Source organism: Amycolatopsis sp. NPDC098790, from assembly GCF_044759945.1.
In the GTDB taxonomy this organism is placed as follows: Bacteria; Actinomycetota; Actinomycetes; order Mycobacteriales; family Pseudonocardiaceae; genus Amycolatopsis.
This window is the reverse complement of sequence record NZ_JBIWAI010000008.1, coordinates 338,667-361,991: the sequence shown is the minus strand read 5'-3', so window position 1 is coordinate 361,991 and position 23,325 is coordinate 338,667. Positions and strand designations below refer to the sequence as shown.

Sequence of the window (23,325 nt, the reverse complement as noted above, 5' to 3'; positions counted from 1 at the left end):
GAGCGCAGTGGGCAAGGTCGTCATGTACAGCTCGGTGTCGGTGGACGGCTTCGTCGCGGACGAGAAAGATCAGCCGGGACCGCTGTTCGACTGGTTGTCCGGCGGTGACGTCCCGTTGGACGAGAGCGGCGCGCTGAAGGTGTCGCAGACGTCCTACGACTACACCCGGCCGTACTGGGACCGGATCGGGGCGACGATCGTCGGCCGCCACGTGTTCGACCTGACCGAAGGCTGGGAGGGGAAGCCGCCGGGCGGGGTCGACCACGTGGTCGTCGTGACGCACCGGCCGGCGCCCGAGGGCTGGGACCCCGAGGCGCCGTTCCACTTCGTCGACGGCGTCGAGGCAGCGGTGACCAAGGCGCGGGAGCTCGCGGGTGACCGCCTGGTCGAGGTCGCCGCCGGTGACGTCGGGGGCCAGGTGCTTGCCGCGGGGCTGGTCGACGAGGTGCGGATGGACGTCGTCCCCGTCGTGTTCGGGTCCGGTAAGCGTTATTTCGGGTCCGTCCAGGCGCAGCACCTGTTGGAGGATCCGGACGTCGTCGTCCAGGGCAACCGGGTGCTGCACGTGCGGTATCGGGTGCGCCGCTGACCGATGCTGCTTCGCCGCTAGGCTCGGGTTCCGCGGTTTTCTTGGAGGTGCTGTGGAGCGGCTGGTTCCCGACGTCACGGGGCTCGATCCGGCGCTGGCCCGGCGGTTGCTGACCACCGTCGCCTGCACCGATGCCGATGACATCCCCAAAGTCGAGCACGCCGGTGAGTGCCGGGACCACCTCGGGGGCCGCGTGCAGGTCATGCACAACGGCCTGCTCGTCGAAGAAGGCGGTTACTACGGGCCCTGGATGACCGAGGCCATCCGGGCCTTGCGCGGCCACCACGAACCGCAGGAAGAGCTCGTCTTCCACCGGGTCGTCGAACGGCTTGCCGCCGACGGCGGGGCGCCCGCCATGATCGAGTTCGGCAGCTTCTGGACCTACTACGGGCTCTGGTTCTGCCACTCCCTGCCCGGCGGGCACGTCGTCGCCGTGGAACCCGATCCCGCCTACCTCGAAGTCGGGCGGCGCAATGCCGCGCTCAACGGCTACACCGATCGCGTCCGGTTCGTGCACGCCGCCATCGGAGACACTCCCGGCGAACCCTTGGAGTTCGAAGCCGAAAGCGACGGCCGGACCCACACCGTCCGCCAGTACGACCTCGAATCGCTGATGTACGACGCCGAACTGCCCCGTGCGGACCTCGTCCTCGTCGACGTCCAGGGAGCCGAGACGATCCTGATCGACCGTGCCCGTGCGGTGTTCGACGCGGGCCGGGTGCGGTTCCTGATCGTCTCGACCCACCACCACTCCATCTCCGGTGATCCGCTCACCCACCAGAACGCGCTCCGGAACCTGCTCGACGCCGGCGCGCACGTCATCGCCGAGCACACCGTCGGGGAATCCGCCAGCGGTGACGGTCTCATCGCCGTCTCCTTCGATCCGCGCGACAAGGACTTCACCGTCCCCGTCAGCCACGGCCGGTATCGCGATTCCCTTTTCGGCGAACTCGAATACGACCTCGCCGCGCTGTCGGCGAAGCGCCGGGACTGACTACGACCAGTCGGCTCGGAAGCCGCCGATCCGCTGCTCCAGCAGTTCGGCCAGCCGCAGCGGGGTGCGGTCCTCGAACATCGGGCCGATCAGCTGCACGCCGACCGGCAGGCCCTCGGGAGAGCGGCCCGCCGGTACGGCCGTGGCGGGCAGGCCCGGCATCGTGGCCAGGCCGGCCCAGACCAGCTGGTCGAAGTACGGGTACTCCACCCCGTCGATGGCGATGGTGCGTTCCATCGGGTTGGGGTGGTGGTCGTGCGGGAACGCCGGGGTCGGGGTGATCGGGCACGCCACCGCGTCGAACTCGGTGAACAGCCGGCGCCAGGCTTGGCGGTGGAGTTCGCGGCCGTGGTTCGCCCGCAGCCAGTCGCTGTGGCTGAACGCCATCGCGTTCAGCCGGACGGCGTCCAGGCCGCTCGCCTGGGCCTGGAGCAGCTCCAGTGATTCGATGGGGAACCGCGCGATCGTGCCCGAGATCAGCAGCTGCATGTAGAGCGTCGCGGCTTCGGTCAGATCGGGCAGCAGCGAACTGTGCCGCTCGACTCGGGCGCCGCCCTCGGCGAGCGCCGCGGCCACCCGGTTCACCCCTGCCCGCACCGCGGCTCCGGTCGGGATGAGCGGGTGGTCTTCGAGGACCAGGACGCGGAAGCCGGCGAGCCGGTCGTGGCGGGCGGGCGGCAGCGCCAGCCGGTGCGCCACCCCGTGCGTCAGCGGGTCCGGTCCGGCCATCACGTCGAGCAGGAGCGTGAGATCCCTTGCGGTGCGCGCCATCGGGCCGACGACGGCGAGGTCGAGGTCGACCGGCAACGCCGGCTCGGACGGCGCGACCATGCCGCGGGTGGCCGCCAGCCCCAGGGTCGGCTTGTGCGCGTAGACGCCGCAGAAGTGCGCGGGCGTGCGCAGCGAGCCGGCGATGTCCGAACCGATGGACAGCGCGCCGAACCCGGACGCCAGGGCCGCCGCCGATCCGCCGGACGAGCCGCCCGACGTGCGGCCGTGGTCCCACGGGTTGTTCGTGGTGCCGTAGATCTCGTTGAAGCTCTGGATGTCCTGCAGTCCCAACGGGACGTTGGTCTTGCCGAGCACCACCGCGCCCGCCGCCTTGAGCCGCGACACCTGGACCGCGTCCGCGGCCGGCACGAAGTCCCGGTGCGGCGGCATGCCCCAGGTGGTGGGCAGCCCGGCGATGTCGTAGGACTCCTTGACCGTAACTGGAATACCGAGCAACGGCCGGTCCTCGCCACGCGCGCGGGCCTGGTCGGCGTCGCGTGCGGCGGCGCGGGCCCGGTCGAAGTCCGGCACGCAGATCGCGTTGATCGCCTTGTCTTCGCGCTCGATGCGGGCGATCGCCTCTTCGGTGAGTTCCTCCGATGTCACCTCGCCGGCACGCATTGCGGTGGCGAGTTCTTCAGCCGAGTGAAAGTTCCGATCCATGGTTCGGAAGCTAGCGACGTGTCGGGGAGGGCACGAAATTCCGGTTCGCGCAACGAGAAAGGCGGGCAGGCCGGGGGTCGCATCCACCGGGGTAGTCATGAAACGCCGCACCGCGCAATGGGATGGACGTCTCAATTCCAGCCGCGTGCCTGACGCCGCTGCTTCTGGGGCGGCGGTCGTGCCCGTCAGCGATCTCCCGCGTCGCGCTCGTCAGCACCGCGGGGCGGGTGGTGGCGGCGCCGCGTGCTGGTCGGTGTGGTGCGCCTGCAATCGGTCACGTGTCCGGCGCCGTCCGTGCGGTCGGTTCCGCCGCACGTCTCGAACGGTCACCCCTTGAGGCGCGGGAACAGGTTCTCCGAGTTGCCGCGGTCGATGGCCGCGCGCAGGTTGTCTTCCAGTGGGTAGCGCTCGTACGTCTTGTTCAAAAACGACACCGCCGGTGGTGGGGCGAACGGGAAGTCGCTGCCGTACGTGATGTGGTCCGGGGCCGCGACCTCCAAGAGGCTCGGCAGCGCCGCCGGGGAGGACGACAGCGCGATGTCGTAGTAGAACTGCCGCAGCACCGCCAGCTGCTTCGGCACCTGGTGCTTCTGGTCGAGCAGCGTCCACGCCTGCTGGGCCTTGTTCTTCGTGTTCATGATCGTGAGCAGGATGCGGTAGGAGATGTAGGGCACGAACCCGCCCGCGTGCGCGAGGACGAACTTGATCCCCGGGTACTTCGCCATGGCTCCCGACAGGATCAGGCTGATCGCCGTGCGGGTCGTGTCGAGGAGGAAGTCCGCCGTGAACGACGGGATGCCCGGCACGTCCGGGCCGGGCAGCTCGCCCGGGTGCACGAACACCACCACCTGCCGCTCGTGCAGGAACTCCAGCAGCGGCTCGAACTCCGGGTCGCCCAGGTAGCGGCCGTCGTTGTTGGCCAGCAACACGATTCCGTCCGCGTGCAGGACGTCCAGCGCGTGCTCGGCTTCGGCCAGCGCTCCCTCGACGTCGGGCAACGTGAGAGTGGCGAAGAAGCCGAACCGGTCGGGCCGGTCCGCGACGACCGATGCGGCGTACTCGTTGACGTGCCGGGCCCAGCGGCGGGCTTCCGGGCCGTCGCCGAACCAGACCCCGGGTGTGGACAGGGAAAGCACGCCGGTCCGGATGCCGTGGCCGTCCATGAACTTCACCGCCGCCGCGGCCGACCACTCAGGCAGGTCGACGCCGCCGGGGCGGAGTCCCTTGTCGTGCAGCCATTCCGCGTAGCGGGGCGGCACGATGTGCTGGTGGGTGTCGATGCGCTGAGCTCGGCTCATCGAAGGAGTCCTTTCGGGATCAGGCGGCGGCCGGCAGCCGCACGCTCTTGGCGGACAGGTAGCGGCGGCGGTCGGTGACCAGGATCGACACGAGCGTGCCGACCAGCAGCCACGCGGCGAGCTGCGTGACGCCGGTGGCCAGGCCGGTGCCGTCGGTGGCCGCGGCGCGCAGCGCCAGCACCGCGCCGTGGGTGGGCAGGTAGCCCGCGAGCGTGTACAGCGGTCCCGGGACCGTCGAGACGACCCCGGTTGCGCCCGCCAGGACCAGTACCGCCAACGACGCGATGCGGCCGGCGCGGCCGAAGATCGCCGTCGCCGCCTGGTTGAGCGCGACGAACGCCGACGCCGCCAGCAACGCGATCAGCAGGAACCCGACGGTGCCGGCGAAGCCGAGCTTCAGCACCGGGACGGCGATCGCGGTGATGGCCAGCGCCGCGAGCGCGGCCGCGGTCGCACCCGGGATGGCCGCGCGCAGGATGATCCGCCAGGTGGGTTCGCGCGCGGTGAGCACGGCGTCCGGGACGGCCCGCGTCACGATGTACGTCGCGAGCGCGAGCGCCCACAGCGCCAGCGCGGCGAACAGCGTCAGCCCCAGCGTGCCGACCGGCGTGCCGTCGGTCGTGGCCGTGCTGGGGTCCGCGGCGACGGTCTTGAGGTGCGCGCGCTCCGCGTCGGTGTAGCTGGGCACCTGGTCGCGGCCCTTGTCGAGCTGGGTGGCGAGCTGCTGGGCGCCGTCGTCGACCTTCTTGGCGCCGTCGTTCAGCTGCCCGGCACCAGAGGCGAGCTTCCGCGCGCCCGTATTCGCTTGCCGGACACCGCTGTCGAGCTGACGCGCGCCCTTCGCGGCCGACGCGATCCCGGCGGCGAGCTGACCCGACTTCGCGGCCAGCTGGGCGTTGCCGTCGGCGACCTTGCGGGCGCCGGTGGCGAGGGCCTGGATCGAGTCGCGGGCCTTGACGGCGTTGGCCCGGACGGCCGCCTTGGCGTTGTCGATCTTCCCCGCGTCGGTCGTGAACCGGTCCGCGGCCTGCCGCAGCTCGCCGCAGAAGGCCGCGGTGCCGGTGCACTCGTCGGCCAGCTGCCGGAACTGCTGAGCCGCGCCACCCGCCGACGGTAAGGCGTCGATCGCGGCGATGATCCGGTTGGCCAGCGGCACGACGACACCGGCGAGCTGCTCGTTGCCGTCGGCCACCTGGTCGGCGCCGGTGGCCAGCTGACGCGTCAACGCGGGCAGCTGCGCGGTGTCGCGTTCGGCTTGGGTGAGCCCGGAGGAGAGCTTGCCGGAACCGGCGGCGAGCTGGGCCGTCCCGTCCGCGAGCTGGTCGGCACCGGTGCTCAGCTGCCCGGCGGCGTCGGCCAGCTGCTCGGTGCCGTCCGCCAGCTGCCCGGCACCGTCCGCCGCCTGCCCGACCTGCTGGTGCAGGGTCGTGAACCCGACGTACACATTGTCCAAATAGGTCTCGACGACCTGCTGGTCCAACGTCCGTTGCGTGGCTTGGGCGATGTGGTCCGCCAAGCCGGGATCGCCGACCCCGGCGGCATCAGACGTCTGCACGCGCAGCTGGGCCTGCCGGGCTTCGAGGGGTTTGGCCGTCGCGCTGGAGGTCGCACGCGCCGAGAAGTCCGCCGGGATCGTGACCGTCGCCGCGTAGCTGCCGTCGGCCAGGCCGGCCGCGGCGTCGCCGGCGTCGGTGAGCACCCAGTCGTAGGCCGAATCTCCGCTGTGCGTCAGGTATCCGGCGAGCTGACGGCCCAGCGGGATCGTCTGGCCGTTGACCTGCACCGGCTCGTCGTTGTTGACCACGGCCGCCTTCGCCGTGCCGTGGTTGGCGTCCGGCGTCCAGAACGCCCACGTGAGCAGACCCATGACGATCAGCGGCACGGCGATCAAGCCGGTCCAGGTGCGCCAGGTCAGCGGGCCGGTGGCCAAGGCGCGGGCGGAGTTGGCGAACGGCTTCAGCATCAGACGACCTCGGCGGGCTGGGCGGCGGTGAGCGCGTGCAGGTGGGTGGCGCCGGCGGGCAGCAGGTCCCGGACGCGCTCGGGGTCCTGGCAGGTCAGCACGAACGTGGTGCTCCCCCGCTCGGCGAGCAACGCGCGCAGCCGGTCGCGGACGTCGGGGCGGAGCACGAGGTCGACGTCGTCGAGCACCACGAGCGCGGCGTCGCCGATCCACCGGGTGGGGTCAGGCTCGTCACGGCAGGGCACGACGGCGACGTCGCGGCGCAGCGCGTGCGTGTGCTGCGGCAGGACGCGCCCGAGCACCTTGAGGTCACCGGTGAACTTCGTGACGCGCCCGGCGAACGTGTACAGCAACGCCGTCTTGCCGCACGCGCCCGCGCCGTGCAGCACGAGGACTTCCCCGCGCGGCAGGTGCACGTCGGCTCCCGCGTAGACCGGCCGGCCCCGGTCGTCTTCGAGCCGGAGCCCGCGGGCGCTGATGGCCTCGTCGCTGTCCGGTGCGGGCCAGTCGGCCAAGCGCAGTTCGTGGACGAGCGCGTCGCCCTCCGCGTCGAACACCGGCAGCGCGCGGTCGAGCTTCGGCGGCAGTCCCCAGGCTCGCCGGCCCAGCAAGGCCAGGACCGCGGGCACCAGCGTCATCCGCACGACGAAGGCGTCGACGAACACCCCGACCGCGAGGCTGAACGCGATCGGCTTGATGGTGGCGCTGCCTTCCGGCACGAACGCGGCGAACACCGCGAACATGATGACCGCGGCCGCGACGACCACCCGGGACGCGGACACGAACCCGGACTCGATCGCGTGCCGCGGATCGCGAGAGTGGACGTAGTCCTCGCGGATCCGCGAGACGAGGAAGACCTCGTAGTCCATCGCGAGTCCGAAGAGGACACCCATGAGGGTGATCGGCAGGAAGCTGATCACGCTCCCCGTGTGCGTCACGCCGAGGACGTCCGCGAGGTGCCCTTGGACGAACACGAACGACGTCGCGCCGAACGCCGCGGCGACCGAGAGCAGGTAGCCCGCCGTGGCCTTGATCGGCACCCAGATCGAGCGGAACACCATGGCCAGCAGGATCAGCGAGAGGCCGACGACGAGGATCCCGAACGGCAGCAGCGCGCTGCCGAGCTGCGCGGAGACGTCGATGCCGACCGCGGTGATGCCGGTGACGGCGGTCCGCGTCCCGTAGGCGTCGAGGAAGTGCTGCTCCTGACCCCGCAGCCGGGACACGAGGTCGTCGGTCTGCGCGGAGTCCGGCGCGGTCGCCGGGACGACCTGGACGATGCCGGTGTCGCCCTTGGGGTTCGGGGTCGATAGGGGGACCGAGGCTACGCCGGGGAGCCGCCGGATTTCGTCGGCGAGCTTGTTCACCAGGCCGATCGGGTCGGTGCTGGTGATGATGTCGGCGGTGACGATCAGCGGGCCGTTGTAGCCGGGGCCGAAGTGCTCGCCGACGACCTCGTAGGTGTCGCGGGCGGGACTGCCGTGCTCCTCGGTTCCGTTGTCCGGCAACGCCAAGCGCAACGACGTCGCCGGAATCGCGCACACGGCCAAACCCGCCACGACGAGCACCGCGGTGACCAGCGGCGCCTTCGTCACGAGCCGGACCCACCAGCGCGCGATCCGCGGCTTCCGGCGGCGTCGCTTGCGTTTCGGCGCGCGCGGCCGCAACCGCTTGCCCGCGAACGACATCAGCGCCGGGACGAGCGTGACGGCGATGCCGACCGCCAGCGCCACGGCGACCGCGGCGGCGATGCCCATGGTGGTCAGGAACGGGATCCCGGCCACGGACAGGCCGAGCAACGCGATGACGACGGTGAGTCCGGCGAAGATGACCGCGGACCCGGCGGTGGCCGTGGCGCGCGCGATCGACTCCTCGACGTCCAGGCCATCGCCCAGCTGGTCGCGGTGCCGCGAAAGCAGGAAGAGGACGTAGTCGATCCCGACGGCGAGCCCGATCATCACCGCCAGCATCGGCGCGGTCGACGAGATCGGCGTGACGAGCGTGGCCAGGTAGATCAGCCCGCCGGCGACGCCGACGCCGAGGACCGCGGTGGCCAGCGGCATGACCGCGGCGATCAGCGAGCGGAACATCAGCACCAGGACCAGCAGCGCGATGACCAGGCCGATGCCTTCGGTCGGGCTGAGCTTCGGGACGCGGTTCGAAAACGCGTCGCCGCCGGTGTAGACCTTCGCGCCGGTGGCCGTCCCGAGGTCGGCGGCGATCGCGGACAGCTGCGTCTTGGTGGCCGGGTCGACCTGCGCGAGCTGCACCTTCAGCGGCACGGCGAGCAGTGCCGCCCGGTCGTCGGCCGACACCGCGCCGGTGACGCCCTTGTCGAACGGGTTCACGACGGTGGCGACCTGGTCCAGCTTCCCGATCCGGGTCACGGCCTGCGCCACGGCGGCCCGGTTCCCCGGGGTGTCGGCCTTCGCGCCTTCCGGCACCACCAGCACCAGCTGCGCCGACGTGCCGCTGACCTCGGGGAAGACGCGGCCGAGGTGGTCGAGCGCGTCCTGCGACTCGGAACCGGGGATCGCGAAGGTGTCGTCGGTGCCCTGGTTGAACACCAATGCGGCCCCGCCGGCCGCCGCCAGCACCACCACCCACAGCGCGAGCACGAGCACGCGCGCCCGGGCGGCCGCGCGGCCCAGCCGGTACAGGAACGACGACACGAGGACTCCTACCTGGTTGGATACGTCGTGTATCGTAATGCAAGATGTATCCGATGCACAGTGGATCCCGTCACTCCCCCGGGTGAGACGGGGAAAGTAAGGTGACCGGCATGGCGACCACCAGTTCGGACCTCGGCGGTCCGAAGCCGATGACCCGGCGGCGCGCCGAGACCCGGCGCCGGGTCATGGCGGCGGCCTACGAGGTGTTCACCGAGCTGGGCATCCGCGACGCCCCGGTCGAGCTGATCTGCGACCGCGCGGGCTTCACGCGCGGCGCGTTCTACTCCAACTTCGCCAGCAAGGAAGAGCTGTTCCTGGCGATCTACGAAGCCGAGATGCGGGAGCGCGCCGAGCGGCTGCGTGCCGCCGTCGAAGCGGCGGCCGACGCGGCCGGGCCGGTCGACGAGGTGCTGCGGCAGGCCGGCCTGCTGTTCATGAACTCCCTCGCCGCCGACGAGACGTGGTACCTGCTCAACGCCGAGTTCCGCGCCCAGGCCATGCGGCAGCCGGAACTGCGCGAGCCGACCGCCGCGGCGGAAGCGCGTTTCCACGACGAGCTGGCGGAGATCCTGCAGCACCTGCTCGGCCGGCTCGAGCTACGGCTGACGGTCGACCCGCGCAGCGCCGTCGTGACGATCGTGGCCCTGTACGAAACGATGCTGCAGCGCGCGATCCTCGACGCGCTGCCGGATCGGGCCGACAGCCGCTACCTGACCGACGTCCTCCCGCGGTTGTTCACCGCACTGGTCGAACCGGCGGGGTGACCGGCACCCTCGACGTCCGGCAGTGGGCGTCGGCAGAGTTCGCGGGCTTCCTCGGCGGGTAGGCCGAGCATGCGCAGCAGGTCCTCGGCGACCTGGTCGGCCGCCGCCTCGGCGTCGCGGTCCGGCTGGTCGTGCAGGAGGCGGCCGAGGCCCAGCAGCGCGCCCGCCACCGTGACCATCGCCAGCTCCGGGTCGCGCACCGTGAAGCGGCCCGCCTCGGCCGCCGCCTCGATGTCGCGGCGGGCCCGCGGCGCCAGCCCCCGCTCTGACGTCGCCAGCTCGAGGCCGTGGTTCAGCAGCACCCGGCTCAGCTCGGGACGCAGCCGGTGCAGGCGGCCGCTCAGCCGGAAGCTCTGCGCGAACACCAGCGCCGGGTCTTCGACGTCCGCGGTCAGCTCGTCGAGCAGGGCGCCGTAGCGGTCCAGCGCGTCCTCCACCGCGGCCTGGTAGAGCTGCTCCTTGCTCTCGAAGTGGTTGTAGAACGAGCCCATCCCGACGTCGGCGGCCTGCGTGATCTCCAGGATCGGGACGTTCGTGGTCCCCGCCGCGATGAAGGCCTGGGCCGCTTCCAGCAGCGCTGCGCGCGTTCGCGCCTTCCGCCGCGTCAACCGGTCCGCTTGCTCGGCCATGCCCCTCCTCCCAGGTCGGTCCGCGGCCACTTTAGCCGGGTCGTCACAAAACTGAGGATAGCCTCTTGACTGACGATACGATCGGAAGTGACGATATCGTCAGTCACGAAGGGAGGGGTCATGAGCGATCCCCACGCCGACCTGCACAGCGAGCAGGGCGCGTTGCCGGGGGAACACCCGGGGCGGGCACCCAACCCCGTCATCAAGGTCCACGACCTTGCGTGGCTGGAGTTCGAGAAACCGGACCTGGCCAAGGCCGAGCTGTTCGCGACCGCCTTCGGGTTCACGACGTCGCTGCGCAGCGCGGACGAACTGCAGCTGCGCGGTACCGAGCCGGGCGCGCCCTGCGTCCTGATCCGCCGGGGCCCGCGCTCCCGGTTCACCGGCCCCGCGTTCCAGGCCGCCGATCCCGCCGACGTGCTCCGCCTGGCGGACGCGACCGGGCACGAGGTGACCCGCCTGCCGGAGAGCCTCGGCGGGGTCACCGTGGACCTGCCCGATCCGAGTGGCGCGCGCGTACGCGTGGTCTCCGGCACGCACGAGCTGCCCGCGTTGCCGGGGCCGGCGCCGCTGCCCCTCAACTTCGGGCACGACGTCACGCGGGTGAACGCCACCCAGCGCCCGCCGCGGGAGCCGGTCAAGGTGCAGCGGCTCGGCCACGTCGTGCTGCAGACGCGGAAGTACCGCGAAACGCTCGACTGGTACCTCGCCCACCTGGGCCTGATCGTGAGCGACTTCCTCTACTACCCCGGCCGGCGCGCCCGCGGGCCGGTCATGAGCTTCGTCCGCTGCGACCGCGGCGGCACCCCGGCCGACCACCACACCCTGGCGATGGTGCTCGGCCCGGCGAACCGGTACGTGCACTCGGCCTACCAGGTCCCCGACCTCGACTCGCTCGCCGCCGGCGGCGAATACCTGCTCGGCCAGGGCTACCACCGGTCGTGGGGCATCGGCAGGCACATCCAGGGCAGCCAGCTCTTCGACTACTGGCGCGACCCCGACGGGTTCCTCGTCGAGCACTTCAGCGACGGCGACCTGTTCGACAGCTCGCTCGAGCCGGGGTGGGCGCCGATGACCGCGTCGGGCCTCGCCCAGTGGGGCCCGCCCGCCACCAAGGACTTCCTCGGCGTCAAACCCGGCCGGGAAGCGTTCCGCGAGCTGCGCGCGATCGTCGGCGCGTTGCGCGAGGACAACGAATTCGATTTCGACCGCCTTCGCGGCCTGCTGAAAGTTGCCGTGTCATGAGCATTTCCGTCCTGCGCACCGCCGACGCCTGGTGGGTCCTCACGCCCGCCGGAGCGGCCGAGGTCGCCACCCGCGCCACGACCACCGCCCAGCTGCTGGCCGACCGGGAAGCCCTCACCGCGCCGGGCAAGCGCACGGTCGACGTGGCGACCCTCAATCTCGTCTCGCCGGTGACCGCGCCGTGCCGCGTGGTCGCCCAGATGACCAACTTCGCCTCGCACGTCGAGGACACCGGCGGGAACCCGGCCACCGTGCCGCTGACGTTCTTCCGCAAGGCGTCCGGCTCGATCAGCGGCCCGCACGACGACGTGGTGCGGCCCGCCCACGTGCGGCTCCTGGACTACGAGGTCGAGATCGGACTCGTCATCGGCGCGGAGATCCCGGTCGGCACGGAAATCGGCGACGACCTCTCCGCGTACGTCGCCGGTCTCGTCGTGACCAACGACGTCTCCGCGCGTGACGTCCAGCTGCCCCAGACCCAGTTCTACGAAGCCAAGTCCTACCCGACGTTCACCCCGACCGGGCCCGCGCTCGTCCTCCTCGACGCCGACGAGTTCAAGCGGTTCACGGACCTGCGGCTGAAACTGAGCGTCAACGGCGAAGTCCGCCAAGACCGGACGGTCGCCGACATGATCCACCGGCCCGCCGAAGCCCTCCGGGCCCTCACCCGCTTCCAGCGCCTCGATCCCGGCGACCTCGTGCTGACCGGCACCCCGGTCGGCACGGCGTTGTCCGCCCCGCCGAAACCCGTGGAGATCCTCGGTTCCCTTCTGCCGCCCGCGCTGAAGTGGAAACTCTTCTTCCGTGGCCAGGAAAGGAATCCCCGGTACCTCCAGGACGGTGACGTCGTCGAAGCCGGCGTGGCCACCGACGACGGCGTCCTCGACCTGGGCACCCAGCGCACGGTCGTGAGGCACGCCCGATGACCGGAAACCCGTTGTGGCCCAGGTATTCCGGGCCCGCCGACGTCGAAGCGATCGAAGCCGTGCCGCTGGCGGATCGCGGCCTCCCCGCGTCCACCTACGCCCTGCTGGTCCGCGCCGCCACGACGTGGCCGGACCGCACCGCACTCACCGTGCTGCCCGAAGCCGCGCGCTGGCGCGAAGCCGAGCACCGCACCTTCGGCGAGTTGCTCGCCGACGTCCACCGGTACGCGAACCTGCTGCACGAACTCGGCGTCCGCCGGGGTGACGCGGTCGCGCTGCTGTCGCCGAACACCGCCGAGCTGGTGCCCGCCACCCTGGCCGCGCAGCTCGCCGGGATCGCCGCGCCCCTCAACGGCGGCCTCTCGCGACGGCACCTCACCCAGTTGCTGCGCCGCTCCGGCGCCCGGGTCCTCGTCACCGCCGGGCCCGAACTGTCCCCGGCCGTCTGGGAAACGGCGCAGGCGCTCGCCGACGACGGCACGGTCGACACGCTCCTGGTCCTCCGGCCCACCGGCGCCACCGAGCCGGCCCCGGACCTGCCCGGAGCCGGCTACCTGGGCGAGCTGTCGGCGACGCAGGACTCGTCGACGTTCCTCGGCGAGCCACCACGCGCGGAGGACCTGGCCGCGTTCTTCCCGACCGGCGGCACGACCGGCGCGCCGAAACTGGCCGCGCACACCCACGCCGCCGAGGTCGCCGACGCCTGGATGCTGGCCGCCAACTCGCTGCTCGGCGAGGACGCCACCCTCTTCGCCGCGCTGCCGCTGTTCCACGTCAACGCGCTGGTCGTCACCCTGCTCGCGCCGCTGTTCAAGGGGCAGGCCGCGGTCTGGGCCGGGCCGCTCGGCTACCGCGACCTCGCGCTGTACCAGGAGTTCTGGAAGATCGTCGAGCACCACCGGATCTCGGCGATGAGCGCGGTCCCCACCGTTTACGCGGTGCTCGCGCAGTGCCCGGTCGACGCGGACATCAGCAGCCTGCGCTTCGCCATGGTCGGCGCGTCTCCCCTGCCCGCCGCCGTCCGCGAGAGCTTCCAGGCCCACACCGGCATCACGCTCGTCGAAGGCTACGGCCTGACCGAAGCGACCTGCGCCAGCGCACGCAGCTTCCCCGACGCGCCCCGGCCGGGGTCGGTCGGCCAGCGATTGCCTTACCAGCGGCTGAAAACGGTGCGCGTCCGCGAAGACGGCACCTGGGAAGACCTCCCGCCCGGCCACACCGGCGTGCTCGCGATCAGCGGCCCGGCCGTGTTCCCGGGGTACGTCACCGGCCACGACGAACGCGGCCACGTCCTCGACGGCCTCGGCAAGCTCGTCGGCGGCTGGCTGGACACCGGCGACGTCGCCCGCCTCGACCCCGACGGGTTCGTGCACCTCGCCGGCCGCGCCAAGGACCTCATCATCCGCGGCGGCCACAACATCGATCCGGCGCTCGTCGAGGACGCCCTGCTCGCCCACCCCGCCGTCACCGCCGCCGGCGCGGTGGGCCGCCCGGACGCCCACTCCGGCGAAGTCCCGGTCGCCTACGTCACGCTCGCCGCCGGGACCTCGGTCACCGAGGCGGAACTGCGTGACTGGGCCCGCGAGCAGGTCCCCGAGGCCGCGGCCGCGCCGAAGACCGTCACGGTGCTCGACGCCCTGCCGCTGACCGATCTGGGCAAGCCGTACAAGCCCGCGCTGCGCGCCGACGCCACCCGCCGCGAACTCGCCGAAGCCCTGGCCGAGGTCCCCGGCGTACTGGACGTCGAGGCCGAGGTCGACGACGGCTCGGTCGTCGCGGTCGTGCGGACCACGGGTGACGACTCGGCGGTCAAGGCCGTCCTCGGCCGGTACGCGATCGGCTGGCGCGTGGCGGGTGCCTCGTGACCGAGATGACCGAGGTGCCCGTGGTGATCGTCGGCGCGGGCCCGACCGGCCTCACCGCCGCCACGCTGCTGGCCCAGTACGGCGTCGAGTGCCTCGTCCTGGACCGGTGGGAAACGATCTACCCCCAGCCCCGGGCCGTCCACCTCGACGACGAGGTCTGCCGGATCCTCGGCCGGCTCGGCCTCTTCGACGAGTTCTCTAAGATCTCCTGGCGCTGCAACGGGTTGCGGCTCGTGGACCGGGACCTGCACGTGCTCGCCGAGTTCGAGCGCGACGCCGCGAACGGCAGGCACGGCTACCCCGAAGCCAGCATGTTCGACCAGCCCGAGCTGGAAGCGCTGCTGCGCAACGGACTCGAGCGGCACCCCGCGGCGACCGTGCGCGGCGGCGCGGAGGTGACGTCGCTCGCGCCGGAGGCCGGCGGCGTGCGGGTCACGTTCACCGAGTCCGGCCGGCCGGGCTCGGTGCGCGCGCGGTACGTCCTCGGCTGCGACGGCGCCAACAGCCTGGTCCGGACGTCGATCGGCGCGGTCATGCGCGACCTCGGGTTCACGCAGCGCTGGCTCGTCGCCGACGTCCGCACCGACGCCGAACTGGGGGCGTGGGAGGGCGTGCACCAGGTCTCGGACCCGGTCCGCGCGGCCACCTACATGCGCGTCGGGGCGAACCGCCACCGCTGGGAGTTCCAGCTGGCCGACGGCGAGACCGCCGACGGTTATCGCGAGCCGGCCGACCTGCTTCCCCTGATCAAGCCGTGGACGCGGGATGTGCCGGCCGCGGAACTGGACGTCGTCCGCGTCGCCGAGTACACCTTCCGCGCCCAGGTGGCCGACCGGTGGCGCGACCGGCGGGTCTTCCTCCTCGGCGACGCCGCCCACCTCACCCCGCCGTTCATCGGCCAGGGCATGGGCGCCGGGCTGCGCGACGCGGTCAACCTCGCGTGGAAGCTCGCCGGCGTCCTCGACGGCACCCTCCCCGAAACCGTCCTCGGCACCTACGAGCCGGAACGCAAACCACACGCCACCACCATGATCCGGCTGGCCAAGCTGATGGGCACCGCCATGACCGAGGGCGGCGACTTCGGCACCTTCATCCGCCGCGTCGCCGCACCCCGCCTGCACCGCGTGCCCGGCCTGCGCGGGCGCGTGCTCGAAACCGAGACCCCGCCACTCCGGCGTTCGGCGCTCGTCCGGCGTCCGCGCCTGCGGCGGTCGCTGGCCGGCCGGCAATGCCCGAACGCGCCGGTCGACGGCGGCCGTCGCCTCGACGACGTGGCGGCCGGCCGGTTCGCCGTCGTCACCACCACCGAGCCGTCCCCCACGCAGCGGGCGGACGTCGAACAGCGAGGAGCCGTGCTCGTGGTCGCCCGGCCTGGAAGCCCGCTGCACCGCTGGCTGCGCCGCGGCTTCGCCGTCGTCCGTCCAGACGGGACAGTGCACAGCGCCGGCCGCGACCTGGCCGCCCTCCGCGCGGCGCTGCCGGTCCGCCGCGCGCCGGTCACTACACTGGGCGGGAATCCGCGGAGGTGAACCCATGGCCCGTCAGCGCCGCGCCGACGGCGAGGAGTCGCGCCGCAAGATCCTCGACGCCGCCGTCGAAGTGGCGAGCGAACGCGGCTACGACGGCACCAGCATCGCCCTCGTCAGCGCGAAGTGCGGCCTGCCCGCCAGCTCGATCTACTGGCACTTCAAGGACAAGGACGAGCTGATCGCGACGGTCATCGAGCGCAGCTTCGCCACCTGGCTCGAAGCGGTCCGGCTCGCGGACCTGACCGGACCGGCCGCCGAGCGCGTCAAGACGCTGGCCGTCTCGGTCGCCAACGCCCTGCTGGAAGCACCCGACTTCCTCCGGCTCGGCCTGATGCTCGCGCTGGAGCGGCGGCCGCAGGATCCCAGCGCCCGCACGGTGTTCCTGCGGGTCCGCGACACGGCCCACACCTACGTCGCCGGCATCATCCGCTCCATCGACGGAAAACTTGACGAATCAGCCGTCGAACTCCTGGTGACGTACGCGATCGCGGCCGCCGACGGCCTGTTCATCGCCAAGGAGATCGGCGGCGACCGCGTCGACCTCGTCCGGCTCTTCGAGCTCCACGCCCGCGCGGTCCTGACCGCCGCCGATCAGCTGGGTGTCACCGGCTGAGGAGGGCAGGAGGCGGGAGCTGTTCGCCGGTTCCGGCGGCCGCGTAGACGATCCCGTCGGGCCGGACCGCGATCGCGGTGACCCGGCGGCGGCGCATCCACTCCCGCAAGCGGTTCTCGACGTCGACGAGCGCGTGGACGTCCGGGTCGTGCCCGGCCGGGCGCAGCTCGAGGACGGCCGCACCGGCGTCGCACCAGCGGTCGAAGCCGGCCCGCGGACCGGTGTGGAGCACGGTCCAGGCGACGCTGCCGAGGGCGTCGTCGAGCCGGGCGCGCCGCCCCCGCTGGTCGAGGACCCACGGCTGGGGGATGTGCTTGCCGGTCGCCCGCTTTCCCGGACCGGCCGCGAGGAACCCGTCCCGGCTGCCGGTGGGCGGCAGCCAGCGGGCGCTGCTGAGGTACGTCCCGAGGCCCGGCAGCCGGGACACGAGCCGGAACGTCCGGTCCCGCACCGCGGTGACGAGCGGACGGCGTTCGGTGATCACGCGGCCGAAGAACACGGCCGCCCTGGTCACCGCCCGCACGTGCGGCATCCGCTCGGTTTCGTACGAGCCCAGCAGTCGCTCGACGGTCTCGGCGGGCAACGCCGGGTCGCACGCGGCGGCGAGCTTCCAGCACAGGTTGTCGACGTCCCGCACGCCCGAAGCCATGCCCTCGCCGATCCACGGCGGCATGACGTGCGCGGCGTCGCCGGCCAGGAACACCCGCCCGGCCCGCCACCGGTCGGCGAACCGGACGTGGTGGTTGTAGACGACCGCGCGCAGCACCTCGACGTGCTCCGGCCCGATGCCCTGCCCGGCCAGCAGTTCCGCGACGCCGTCGGACGAGACCAGCGCGGCTTCGTCGTCACCGGGCAGCACGGGGAACTCCCAGCGGTGGTGGCCGAGCGGGGTCGGGCAGTCGACGGCGGGGCGGGCCGGGTTGCAGTGGAACCGCAGCCGGTCGGCCTCCGGCCACGGCCGCTTGACGCGCGTGTCGACGACGACCCAGCGGTCCTCGTACGTGCGGCCGGAGAAGCCGATGCCCAGCCGGGTGCGGGTGGGGCTGGAACCGCCGTCGGCGGCGATGACGTAGGACGCGCGGAACCGCCGGGGTGCGGCCGATCCGGTGGGCGTGATGGTGAGGTCCACGCCGTCGGCGTCCTGGGACAGGGCCGTGCACTCGTTACCCAGCAACACTTCGACGTTCTCGTACCGCTCGACGCCGGCACGGAGGGTGCGCTCGAGTGCGGGTTGGTAGATGAACTGCTGGGGCGGGTAGCCGTTGCCCTGCGTCTCGGGCGTGAACGACAGGAACGTGCGGCCAGCCGCGTCGACGAAGGTGAGCGGCCGGTCGGCGAGCATGTCGGCGGTGAGCGCGTCGGCCAGGCCGGCGCGCTGCCAGATCCGGACGACCTCCTCGTCGGTGGAGATCGCGCGGGCGCGGGCGTACACGTCGGCGTCGCGCTCCACCACCAGCACGCGCAATCCCAGGCGCCCCAACAGGTTCGCCGCGGTGACACCGACCGGGCCGTACCCGATGACCGCGACATCGTGGGTTGTCATCGCCGCACCCCGCGGGGAATCGTGGACAGCGCCGGCACGGTCTCTTCCCGCTCGCGCAGGGACCGCACGGTCGCCTGGAACCCGCTCATCAGCGTGGCGACCCGCGCACCGACCGTCGTGTGCCCCCAGAGCGAAATGGCGTCGTAGTGGCCGGGTTCCCACGTGGCCTCCAGCTCCGGGGTGATCACCACCGGGTTCCAGCCGACCTCCAGCTCGAACCCGGACGGGGTGACGCAGTAGTAGGACAGCTCCCGGTCGTTCGTGTGCTGCCCGACCGACCAGGCCATCGCGAAGCCGAGCTCGGTCACCCGGTGGAAGCTCGCTAGCAGGTCGTCCAGGCGGGCCACCTCGATGTTGACGTGCTGCACCGCGGTCCGGACCGGGTCGAGCCGCAGCCCGGCGACGTTCGCCAGCGCGATCGAGTGGTGGCGCGGCCCGCTGCGCAGGAAGCGGATGGCCAGTTTCGCCGGCCCGACCCGTTCGGTGATCCGGTCGGACAGGCGCAGGTCGAGCAGGGTGTTCCAGTAGGTGTGCAGCTGCTCGGGGCGGGTGGTGGTGATGGCGACGTGGCCCAGGCCGGAGCGCCCGGTGACGAACGCGGTGGTGCGCATCCGCAGCGGCGCGGCGGTGGTCCGGGCCCGCGTGAAGACTTCGGTCGCGACGCCCTTCGGGCCGGGGAACCGCCACAGCCGGTCCACCCCGCGCAGCGCGGCTTCCTCCGCGCCGCCTTCCGAGATCGGCAGGCCCGCGGCGCGGACCCGGCCCAGGACGACGTCGAACGTCTCGTGGTCGTCGATCTCCCAGCCGATCGCGGTGACGTCCTCGCGGGGGCCTCGTTCGACGAGGAACCGGCACTCGCGGTCGTCGAGCCGCAGCCGCAGGGCGTCGCGGGTCAATTCGTCGACGTGCAGGCCGACGGCGTCGGCACCGAACCGGTGCCAGTCGGTGAGCCGCTCGGACCCGACGACGAGGTAGCCGAGCCGGGCGGCGCCGAAGATGTCCGGCCGGGTGATCATGCCCCGCCCGCCAGCCAGTCCAAGACGAGGGTGTTGAAGCGATCGGCCCGCTCGTACTGGGCCCAGTGGCCGGTGCGGGCGAACAGGTGCAGGTCGCAGTCCGGGAGGGCGTGCGCCAGCCACGGGCCGCCGGAGGGGCGGTTGACCTGGTCCTCGGTGCCCCAGACGACCAGCGTGGGCACCGTGCAGCGCGCGAGCCGGCTCCGGCTGCGGGTGAAGTCCGTCTTCAGCAGCGTGCGGAGGCTGCTCGGACGACGCAGTGGCGGGTTCGCGACGACCTCGGGCTGGATGCTGGCCTGGTAGCGGAGTTCCAGCAGCTCCGGGGGCACGTCCGAGGCGTCGTGGACGAGGTGGTCGTGCAGGATCGCGCGGAGCTTGTCCCGCGACGGGCCATCGCCGGTGTAGTAGTTCAGCAGCGCGGTGAGCCCCTTGGTCGGCAGCGCCCGGGTGGTGCCGACGCCGCCGGGGCCCATCAGCACCTGGCGGGCGACGCGGTCCGGCCGGTCGAGCGCGAGCCGCAGCGCGGCCGCGCCGCCGTAGGAGTTGCCGACCAGGTGCGCCCGTTCGACGTCGAGCGCGTCGAGCAGGCAGCGGACGAAGAGGGCCAGGTCGCCGAAGGGATCGGACTGGTCGAGTTGCTTGGCCGACTGCCCGTAGCCGGGCAGGTCCGGTACGAGGACCCGGTAGCCGGCGCCCGCGAACGCCTCGATGTTGCGGACGTAGTTCGACGCGCCCGTGGCCCCGGGGCCGCCGCCGTGCAGCAGCACCATCGGGACGTCCCGCGTCACGCCCGTGGCCGGGACCGCTTCGGTCAGGAAAGCGTCGCGAGCCCCGGCCCGGACGGTCAGCTCGGTCCGGACGACCTCGCCGGGAACCAGCGTGTCCACCGCCGCACCACCTTTCCGTAGTGATCGTTCCAATTGGAATGACCGCTACGGTAAGGTGCGGGCAGAGATGCCGTCAAGGAGGCCGTCAGATCTTGGACGGGTGCGCGGCCAACGGCGTGACCTCGATGTCCATGTACGGGAACAGCGGCAGCCCCGACAACAACGCGTGCAGCTCGTCGTGGTCGGCCACGTCCAGGATCGAGAAGTTGGCGTACTCCCCCGCGATCCGCCACAGCTGCGGCCACTTGCCGTCCCGCTGCAGCTTCTGGCTGTACGCCTTCTCGCGCGCCACGATCTCCGCGCGCGTCGCAGCGTCCAGATCGGCGGGCAGCCGGACGTCCATCCGGACGTGGTACAGCATCAGGAGCGCTCCGGGTCCAGGACGAAGCCGTACTCGATGGCCTCGCCGCCGTCGACGGAACTCGGGTTCAGCAGCAGTTCCGGCTTCACCGCCGACGCGATGTCGTCCTCGTTGTGCTCGTCGCCCGGGAAGTACAGCTGGGCCGTCAACAGCTCGTGACCCGGGGCCGACACCTTGACGTGCAGGTGCGCCGGGCGCCACGCGTGCCAGCCGGCCGCCGCGATCAGCTTGCCGCACGCGCCGTCCGTGGGGATCTGGTACGGCGCCGGGCGGACCGTGTGGATCTCGAACCGGCCGTCCGCGTCCGCGAGGAACGTCGCCCGTAGGTTCCATTCCGGGATGCCTGGCGCGAACTGGGAGTAGAAGCCGTCCGCGTCGGCGTGCCACAGCTCGACCTTCGCGCCCGCCAACGCCGTGCCCGCGGTCGACGTCACCCGGCCGGTCCACGTCAGGGGCGTGCCGGGTTCGTTGTCCCGCATGGGAACCGCACGGTCCTGTACAGGCGCGTCCGGCACGTAGTACGGGCCCTCGATCGTGCCCTTGTTGCCTTCGCGGTGCTCGGTCGCGACCTCCTCGACGACGTGCTCCACCCAGACGTCCAGGAACAGCGGCCACTCGCCGTCCTCGCCGACGGCGATCAGCCACGACTTGAGCGCGTTGTACTCGTCGTAGGTGACCTTGTGCCGGCGGATCGTGCCGTGCACCGCTTCGAGGACCTCGCGCGCCAGCAGGCTCACGCGCTCCGGCGGCGTCGCGGCCACGCCGGCGAGCTTGTCGGACTTGAAGCGCTCGGTGGCGTTGGCGCCCGAAGCCGCGGCGGTGGCGTTCTCGTGGATGGCAGTCATGAATCCTCCTTGATTCAACGGTCTTGGCGGTAGCGCCGGAGCTTTTCGAGGTCGATCGACGCGCCGAGGCCGGCGCCGGGCCGGACGGCCAGCTCGCCGTCGGCGATGCACAGCGGCTCGGTGAGCAGGTCGTCGCTCATGTCGAGGAAGTTGGACAGCTCGCCCGCGCGGCGGGACGTCAGCGCGTAGGCCGCGCCGAACGCGACCGTGCACAGGGAGCCGAGCTGGCCGTCGATCTGGTTGCCCATCACGACTTCCACGCCCAGCCCCTCGGCCAGGTGGTGGGTGCGCTGCGACCGCGTGAAGCCGGTGCGCGCGGTCTTGATGCTGACCGCGGTGGCCGAGCCGCCGAGGATCTCGCGGGTGACGTCGGCGGGCGTCACGGCGGACTCGTCGGCGATGAACGGCACGTCCAGCTGCGAGACGAGCCAGCGGCGGCCGAGGACGTCGTCGGCCGGGCACAGCTCCTCGGCGAACAGCAGGCCGAGGTCGGCCATCTCCTTCATCGCGCGGGCCGACTCGGCCGCGGTCCAGCCGCGGTTGCCGTCCACGTACAGCTCGACGGCCGGGCCGAGGCCCTCGCGCAACGCCCGCACCACGGCGGTGTCCAGGGACACCGGGCGCCGGCCGACCTTCACCTTGAACGTCGTGATGCCGTACGTGTCACGCATCTTCTCGGCTTCGGCGACCATCGCGGCGGGCTCGTCGAACCCGAGCATGTGCGAGACGCGCATGCGGTCGGTGTAGCCGCCGAGCAGTTCGGTCACCGAGACGTCGAGCGTCCGGCCCAGCGCGTCCCAGATCGCCATGTCCAAAGCGGACTTCGCGGCCGGGTTGCCGACCGTCCGCGACAGTCGCGTGTGGACGGTCTCACGGTCGGTCAGGCTGAGCCCGACCACCTGCGGGGCGAAGATCCCGTCGAGGACGGCGACGATCCCGGCCTGGGTCTCGCCGTAGGTGAACGGCCGCGGCGGGGCTTCGGCGAGGCCGGTGATCCCGTCGTCGGTGTGCACGCGGACGAGGACGTGCTCGGCTGCGTGCACCTCGCCGGAGGCGAACCGCAGGGGCTTGCGGTAGGGGATGGCGAACGGGATCGCCTCCACCCCGGTGATCTTCATCAGGTGACCTCGGCTGGTGGGCGGGCGGACGGGAACACGTCCTCGAGCGCGGCGAGGACGGTGGTGACCAGGGGCGATGACGATTCGCGGTGCCAGGCGAGCGCCAGCTCGACGCTCGCCGCGCCGGCCAGGTCCCGGAAGACGACCCCGGCCAGCGGCAGCGACCGGGCCGACGCGGGCACGACGCCGACGCCGAGGCCACCGGCGACCAGCGCGAGCAGCGCCGCGGTGCCCGGGGCCTCGTGCTGGCGGTCCGGGGTGAAGCCGGCGTCGCGGCAGCTGCGCAGCACGGCTTCGTGCACGACCGAGTTGCGCCCGTCGTAGGTGACGAACGGCTCGGCCCGCAGGTCGGCGACCGCGACGATCGGCTCGACGGCCAGCCGGTGGTCGGCCGGGACGGCGAGGACCAGCGGCTCGACCTCGATCACGCGGTAGTCGATGTCGTCGCCGGTCACCGGCGGCCGCAGGACGCCGATGCCGAGCGAGCCGTCACGCAGCTGCGCGCACTGCTCGGCCGTGAGGAGGTCGGCGGTGACCTCCAGCTCGACCTGCGGGACCCGCTGCGCGAGCGCACGAGCCAGTTGCGGGAGGTGGGAGAAGGCGGCGGTCCCGGTGAAGCCGACGCGCACCAGGCCGAGCTGGCCGTCGCCGATGCGGCGGACGCCCCGGACCCCGGCCTCGACGGCCGCGAGCACGCGCCGGACCTCGCCGAGGAAGAACTCCCCCGCCGGGGTGACGCGGACCTGCCGGGTCGTGCGGGCCAGCAAGGCCACGCCCAGCTCGTCCTCCAGCTGGCGGATCGTGTGCGACAGCGCCGGCTGGGCGATGTGCAGCCGCTCGGCGGCGCGGCCGAAGTGGCACGTCTCGGCGACGGTGGCGAAGTAACGCAGGTGACGCAGTTCCACGGCGGGCCTCCTCCCGGTGCTTCGTCTCCTCACGGTAAGGACGCCGCTGATCGAAGACAAAGACCTGGTTTCACGTGATTGATAAACAGCAGTTCTCAATCACACCCTAGGTCAGCTCTAGGCTTTTGC

General features: G+C 72.1%; 20 protein-coding genes. 8 read left to right on the top strand and 12 right to left on the bottom strand.

Features of this window, described 5'->3' with window-relative positions:
* The first annotated feature begins 7 nt into the window (after positions 1–7).
* Both ACIQWX_RS45080 and ACIQWX_RS45075 read left to right on the top strand, forming a co-directional pair.
* Entirely contained in the window at positions 8–589 is a 582-nt protein-coding gene (locus tag ACIQWX_RS45080) for a dihydrofolate reductase family protein (protein ID WP_400884969.1), read from the top strand.
* A gap of 52 nt (positions 590–641) precedes the next feature.
* Positions 642–1,583: an FkbM family methyltransferase gene (locus ACIQWX_RS45075; RefSeq protein WP_400884967.1), complete on the top strand. Its 942-nt coding sequence runs from the start codon at positions 642–644 to the stop codon at positions 1,581–1,583.
* On the opposite strand, the gene ACIQWX_RS45070 is transcribed toward ACIQWX_RS45075, so the two are convergent.
* From ACIQWX_RS45070 to ACIQWX_RS45055, 4 genes are all read right to left on the bottom strand, one after another.
* Entirely contained in the window at positions 1,584–3,017 is a 1,434-nt protein-coding gene (locus ACIQWX_RS45070) for an amidase (RefSeq protein ID WP_400884964.1), read from the bottom strand.
* Between the two features lie 326 nt (positions 3,018–3,343).
* Positions 3,344–4,315, bottom strand: coding sequence for an amidohydrolase family protein (locus ACIQWX_RS45065; protein WP_400884962.1), 972 nt, complete (start codon positions 4,313–4,315; stop codon positions 3,344–3,346).
* Positions 4,316–4,334: 19 nt separating this feature from the next.
* Complete coding sequence (locus tag ACIQWX_RS45060; protein WP_400884960.1) at positions 4,335–6,278, bottom strand: YhgE/Pip family protein; 1,944 nt, start codon at positions 6,276–6,278, stop codon at positions 4,335–4,337.
* Positions 6,278–8,950: an MMPL family transporter gene (locus ACIQWX_RS45055; protein ID WP_400884957.1), complete on the bottom strand. Its 2,673-nt coding sequence runs from the start codon at positions 8,948–8,950 to the stop codon at positions 6,278–6,280. The genes ACIQWX_RS45060 and ACIQWX_RS45055 overlap by 1 nt, the downstream gene beginning before the upstream one ends.
* Before the next feature lie 110 nt (positions 8,951–9,060).
* Between ACIQWX_RS45055 and ACIQWX_RS45050 the strand changes: the two genes are divergently transcribed.
* Positions 9,061–9,714 (top strand): TetR/AcrR family transcriptional regulator, encoded by a 654-nt coding sequence (locus ACIQWX_RS45050; RefSeq protein ID WP_400884954.1) that lies wholly within the window; start codon positions 9,061–9,063, stop codon positions 9,712–9,714.
* Here the strand turns inward: ACIQWX_RS45050 and ACIQWX_RS45045 are convergent.
* Entirely contained in the window at positions 9,657–10,343 is a 687-nt protein-coding gene (locus ACIQWX_RS45045) for a TetR/AcrR family transcriptional regulator (protein WP_400884951.1), read from the bottom strand. The two genes, ACIQWX_RS45050 and ACIQWX_RS45045, sit on opposite strands and share 58 nt — an antisense overlap.
* 120 nt (positions 10,344–10,463) lie before the next feature.
* Here ACIQWX_RS45045 and ACIQWX_RS45040 point away from each other — a divergent pair, with 120 nt between their 5' ends.
* The 5 genes from ACIQWX_RS45040 to ACIQWX_RS45020 are packed head-to-tail and all read left to right on the top strand — an operon-like array spanning position 10,464 to position 16,521.
* The gene (locus ACIQWX_RS45040) at positions 10,464–11,588 is read left to right on the top strand and encodes a VOC family protein (protein ID WP_400884949.1); all 1,125 of its coding nucleotides are present in this window, start codon (positions 10,464–10,466) and stop codon (positions 11,586–11,588) included.
* Positions 11,585–12,514 (top strand): fumarylacetoacetate hydrolase family protein, encoded by a 930-nt coding sequence (locus ACIQWX_RS45035; protein ID WP_400884947.1) that lies wholly within the window; start codon positions 11,585–11,587, stop codon positions 12,512–12,514. Before ACIQWX_RS45040 ends, ACIQWX_RS45035 begins: the two co-directional genes overlap by 4 nt.
* Positions 12,511–14,379, top strand: coding sequence for an acyl-CoA synthetase (locus ACIQWX_RS45030; RefSeq protein WP_400884944.1), 1,869 nt, complete (start codon positions 12,511–12,513; stop codon positions 14,377–14,379). Before ACIQWX_RS45035 ends, ACIQWX_RS45030 begins: the two co-directional genes overlap by 4 nt.
* Before the next feature lie 5 nt (positions 14,380–14,384).
* A complete protein-coding gene (locus ACIQWX_RS45025; protein WP_400885351.1) occupies positions 14,385–15,908 on the top strand; it encodes a bifunctional 3-(3-hydroxy-phenyl)propionate/3-hydroxycinnamic acid hydroxylase in 1,524 nt (507 codons plus the stop codon).
* Positions 15,909–15,912: 4 nt separating this feature from the next.
* Positions 15,913–16,521, top strand: a complete 609-nt coding sequence (locus ACIQWX_RS45020; RefSeq protein ID WP_400884942.1) for a TetR/AcrR family transcriptional regulator — start codon at positions 15,913–15,915, stop codon at positions 16,519–16,521.
* On the opposite strand, the gene ACIQWX_RS45015 is transcribed toward ACIQWX_RS45020, so the two are convergent.
* From ACIQWX_RS45015 to ACIQWX_RS44985, 7 genes are all read right to left on the bottom strand, one after another.
* Positions 16,511–18,064: a bifunctional 3-(3-hydroxy-phenyl)propionate/3-hydroxycinnamic acid hydroxylase gene (locus ACIQWX_RS45015; protein ID WP_400884939.1), complete on the bottom strand. Its 1,554-nt coding sequence runs from the start codon at positions 18,062–18,064 to the stop codon at positions 16,511–16,513. The genes ACIQWX_RS45020 and ACIQWX_RS45015 overlap by 11 nt on opposite strands.
* A complete protein-coding gene (locus tag ACIQWX_RS45010; RefSeq protein WP_400884937.1) occupies positions 18,061–19,080 on the bottom strand; it encodes a VOC family protein in 1,020 nt (339 codons plus the stop codon). The genes ACIQWX_RS45015 and ACIQWX_RS45010 overlap by 4 nt, the downstream gene beginning before the upstream one ends.
* Positions 19,077–19,967, bottom strand: a complete 891-nt coding sequence (locus tag ACIQWX_RS45005; RefSeq protein WP_400884934.1) for an alpha/beta fold hydrolase — start codon at positions 19,965–19,967, stop codon at positions 19,077–19,079. Before ACIQWX_RS45005 ends, ACIQWX_RS45010 begins: the two co-directional genes overlap by 4 nt.
* A gap of 85 nt (positions 19,968–20,052) precedes the next feature.
* Positions 20,053–20,328 (bottom strand): muconolactone Delta-isomerase, encoded by a 276-nt coding sequence (gene catC, locus ACIQWX_RS45000; protein ID WP_400884931.1) that lies wholly within the window; start codon positions 20,326–20,328, stop codon positions 20,053–20,055.
* Entirely contained in the window at positions 20,328–21,173 is an 846-nt protein-coding gene (catA, locus tag ACIQWX_RS44995) for a catechol 1,2-dioxygenase (protein ID WP_400884930.1), read from the bottom strand. Before catA ends, catC begins: the two co-directional genes overlap by 1 nt.
* Before the next feature lie 14 nt (positions 21,174–21,187).
* The gene (locus ACIQWX_RS44990) at positions 21,188–22,291 is read right to left on the bottom strand and encodes a mandelate racemase/muconate lactonizing enzyme family protein (protein WP_400884927.1); all 1,104 of its coding nucleotides are present in this window, start codon (positions 22,289–22,291) and stop codon (positions 21,188–21,190) included.
* Positions 22,291–23,196: a LysR substrate-binding domain-containing protein gene (locus ACIQWX_RS44985; protein WP_400884925.1), complete on the bottom strand. Its 906-nt coding sequence runs from the start codon at positions 23,194–23,196 to the stop codon at positions 22,291–22,293. The genes ACIQWX_RS44990 and ACIQWX_RS44985 overlap by 1 nt, the downstream gene beginning before the upstream one ends.
* Between the last annotated feature and the right edge of the window lie 129 nt (positions 23,197–23,325).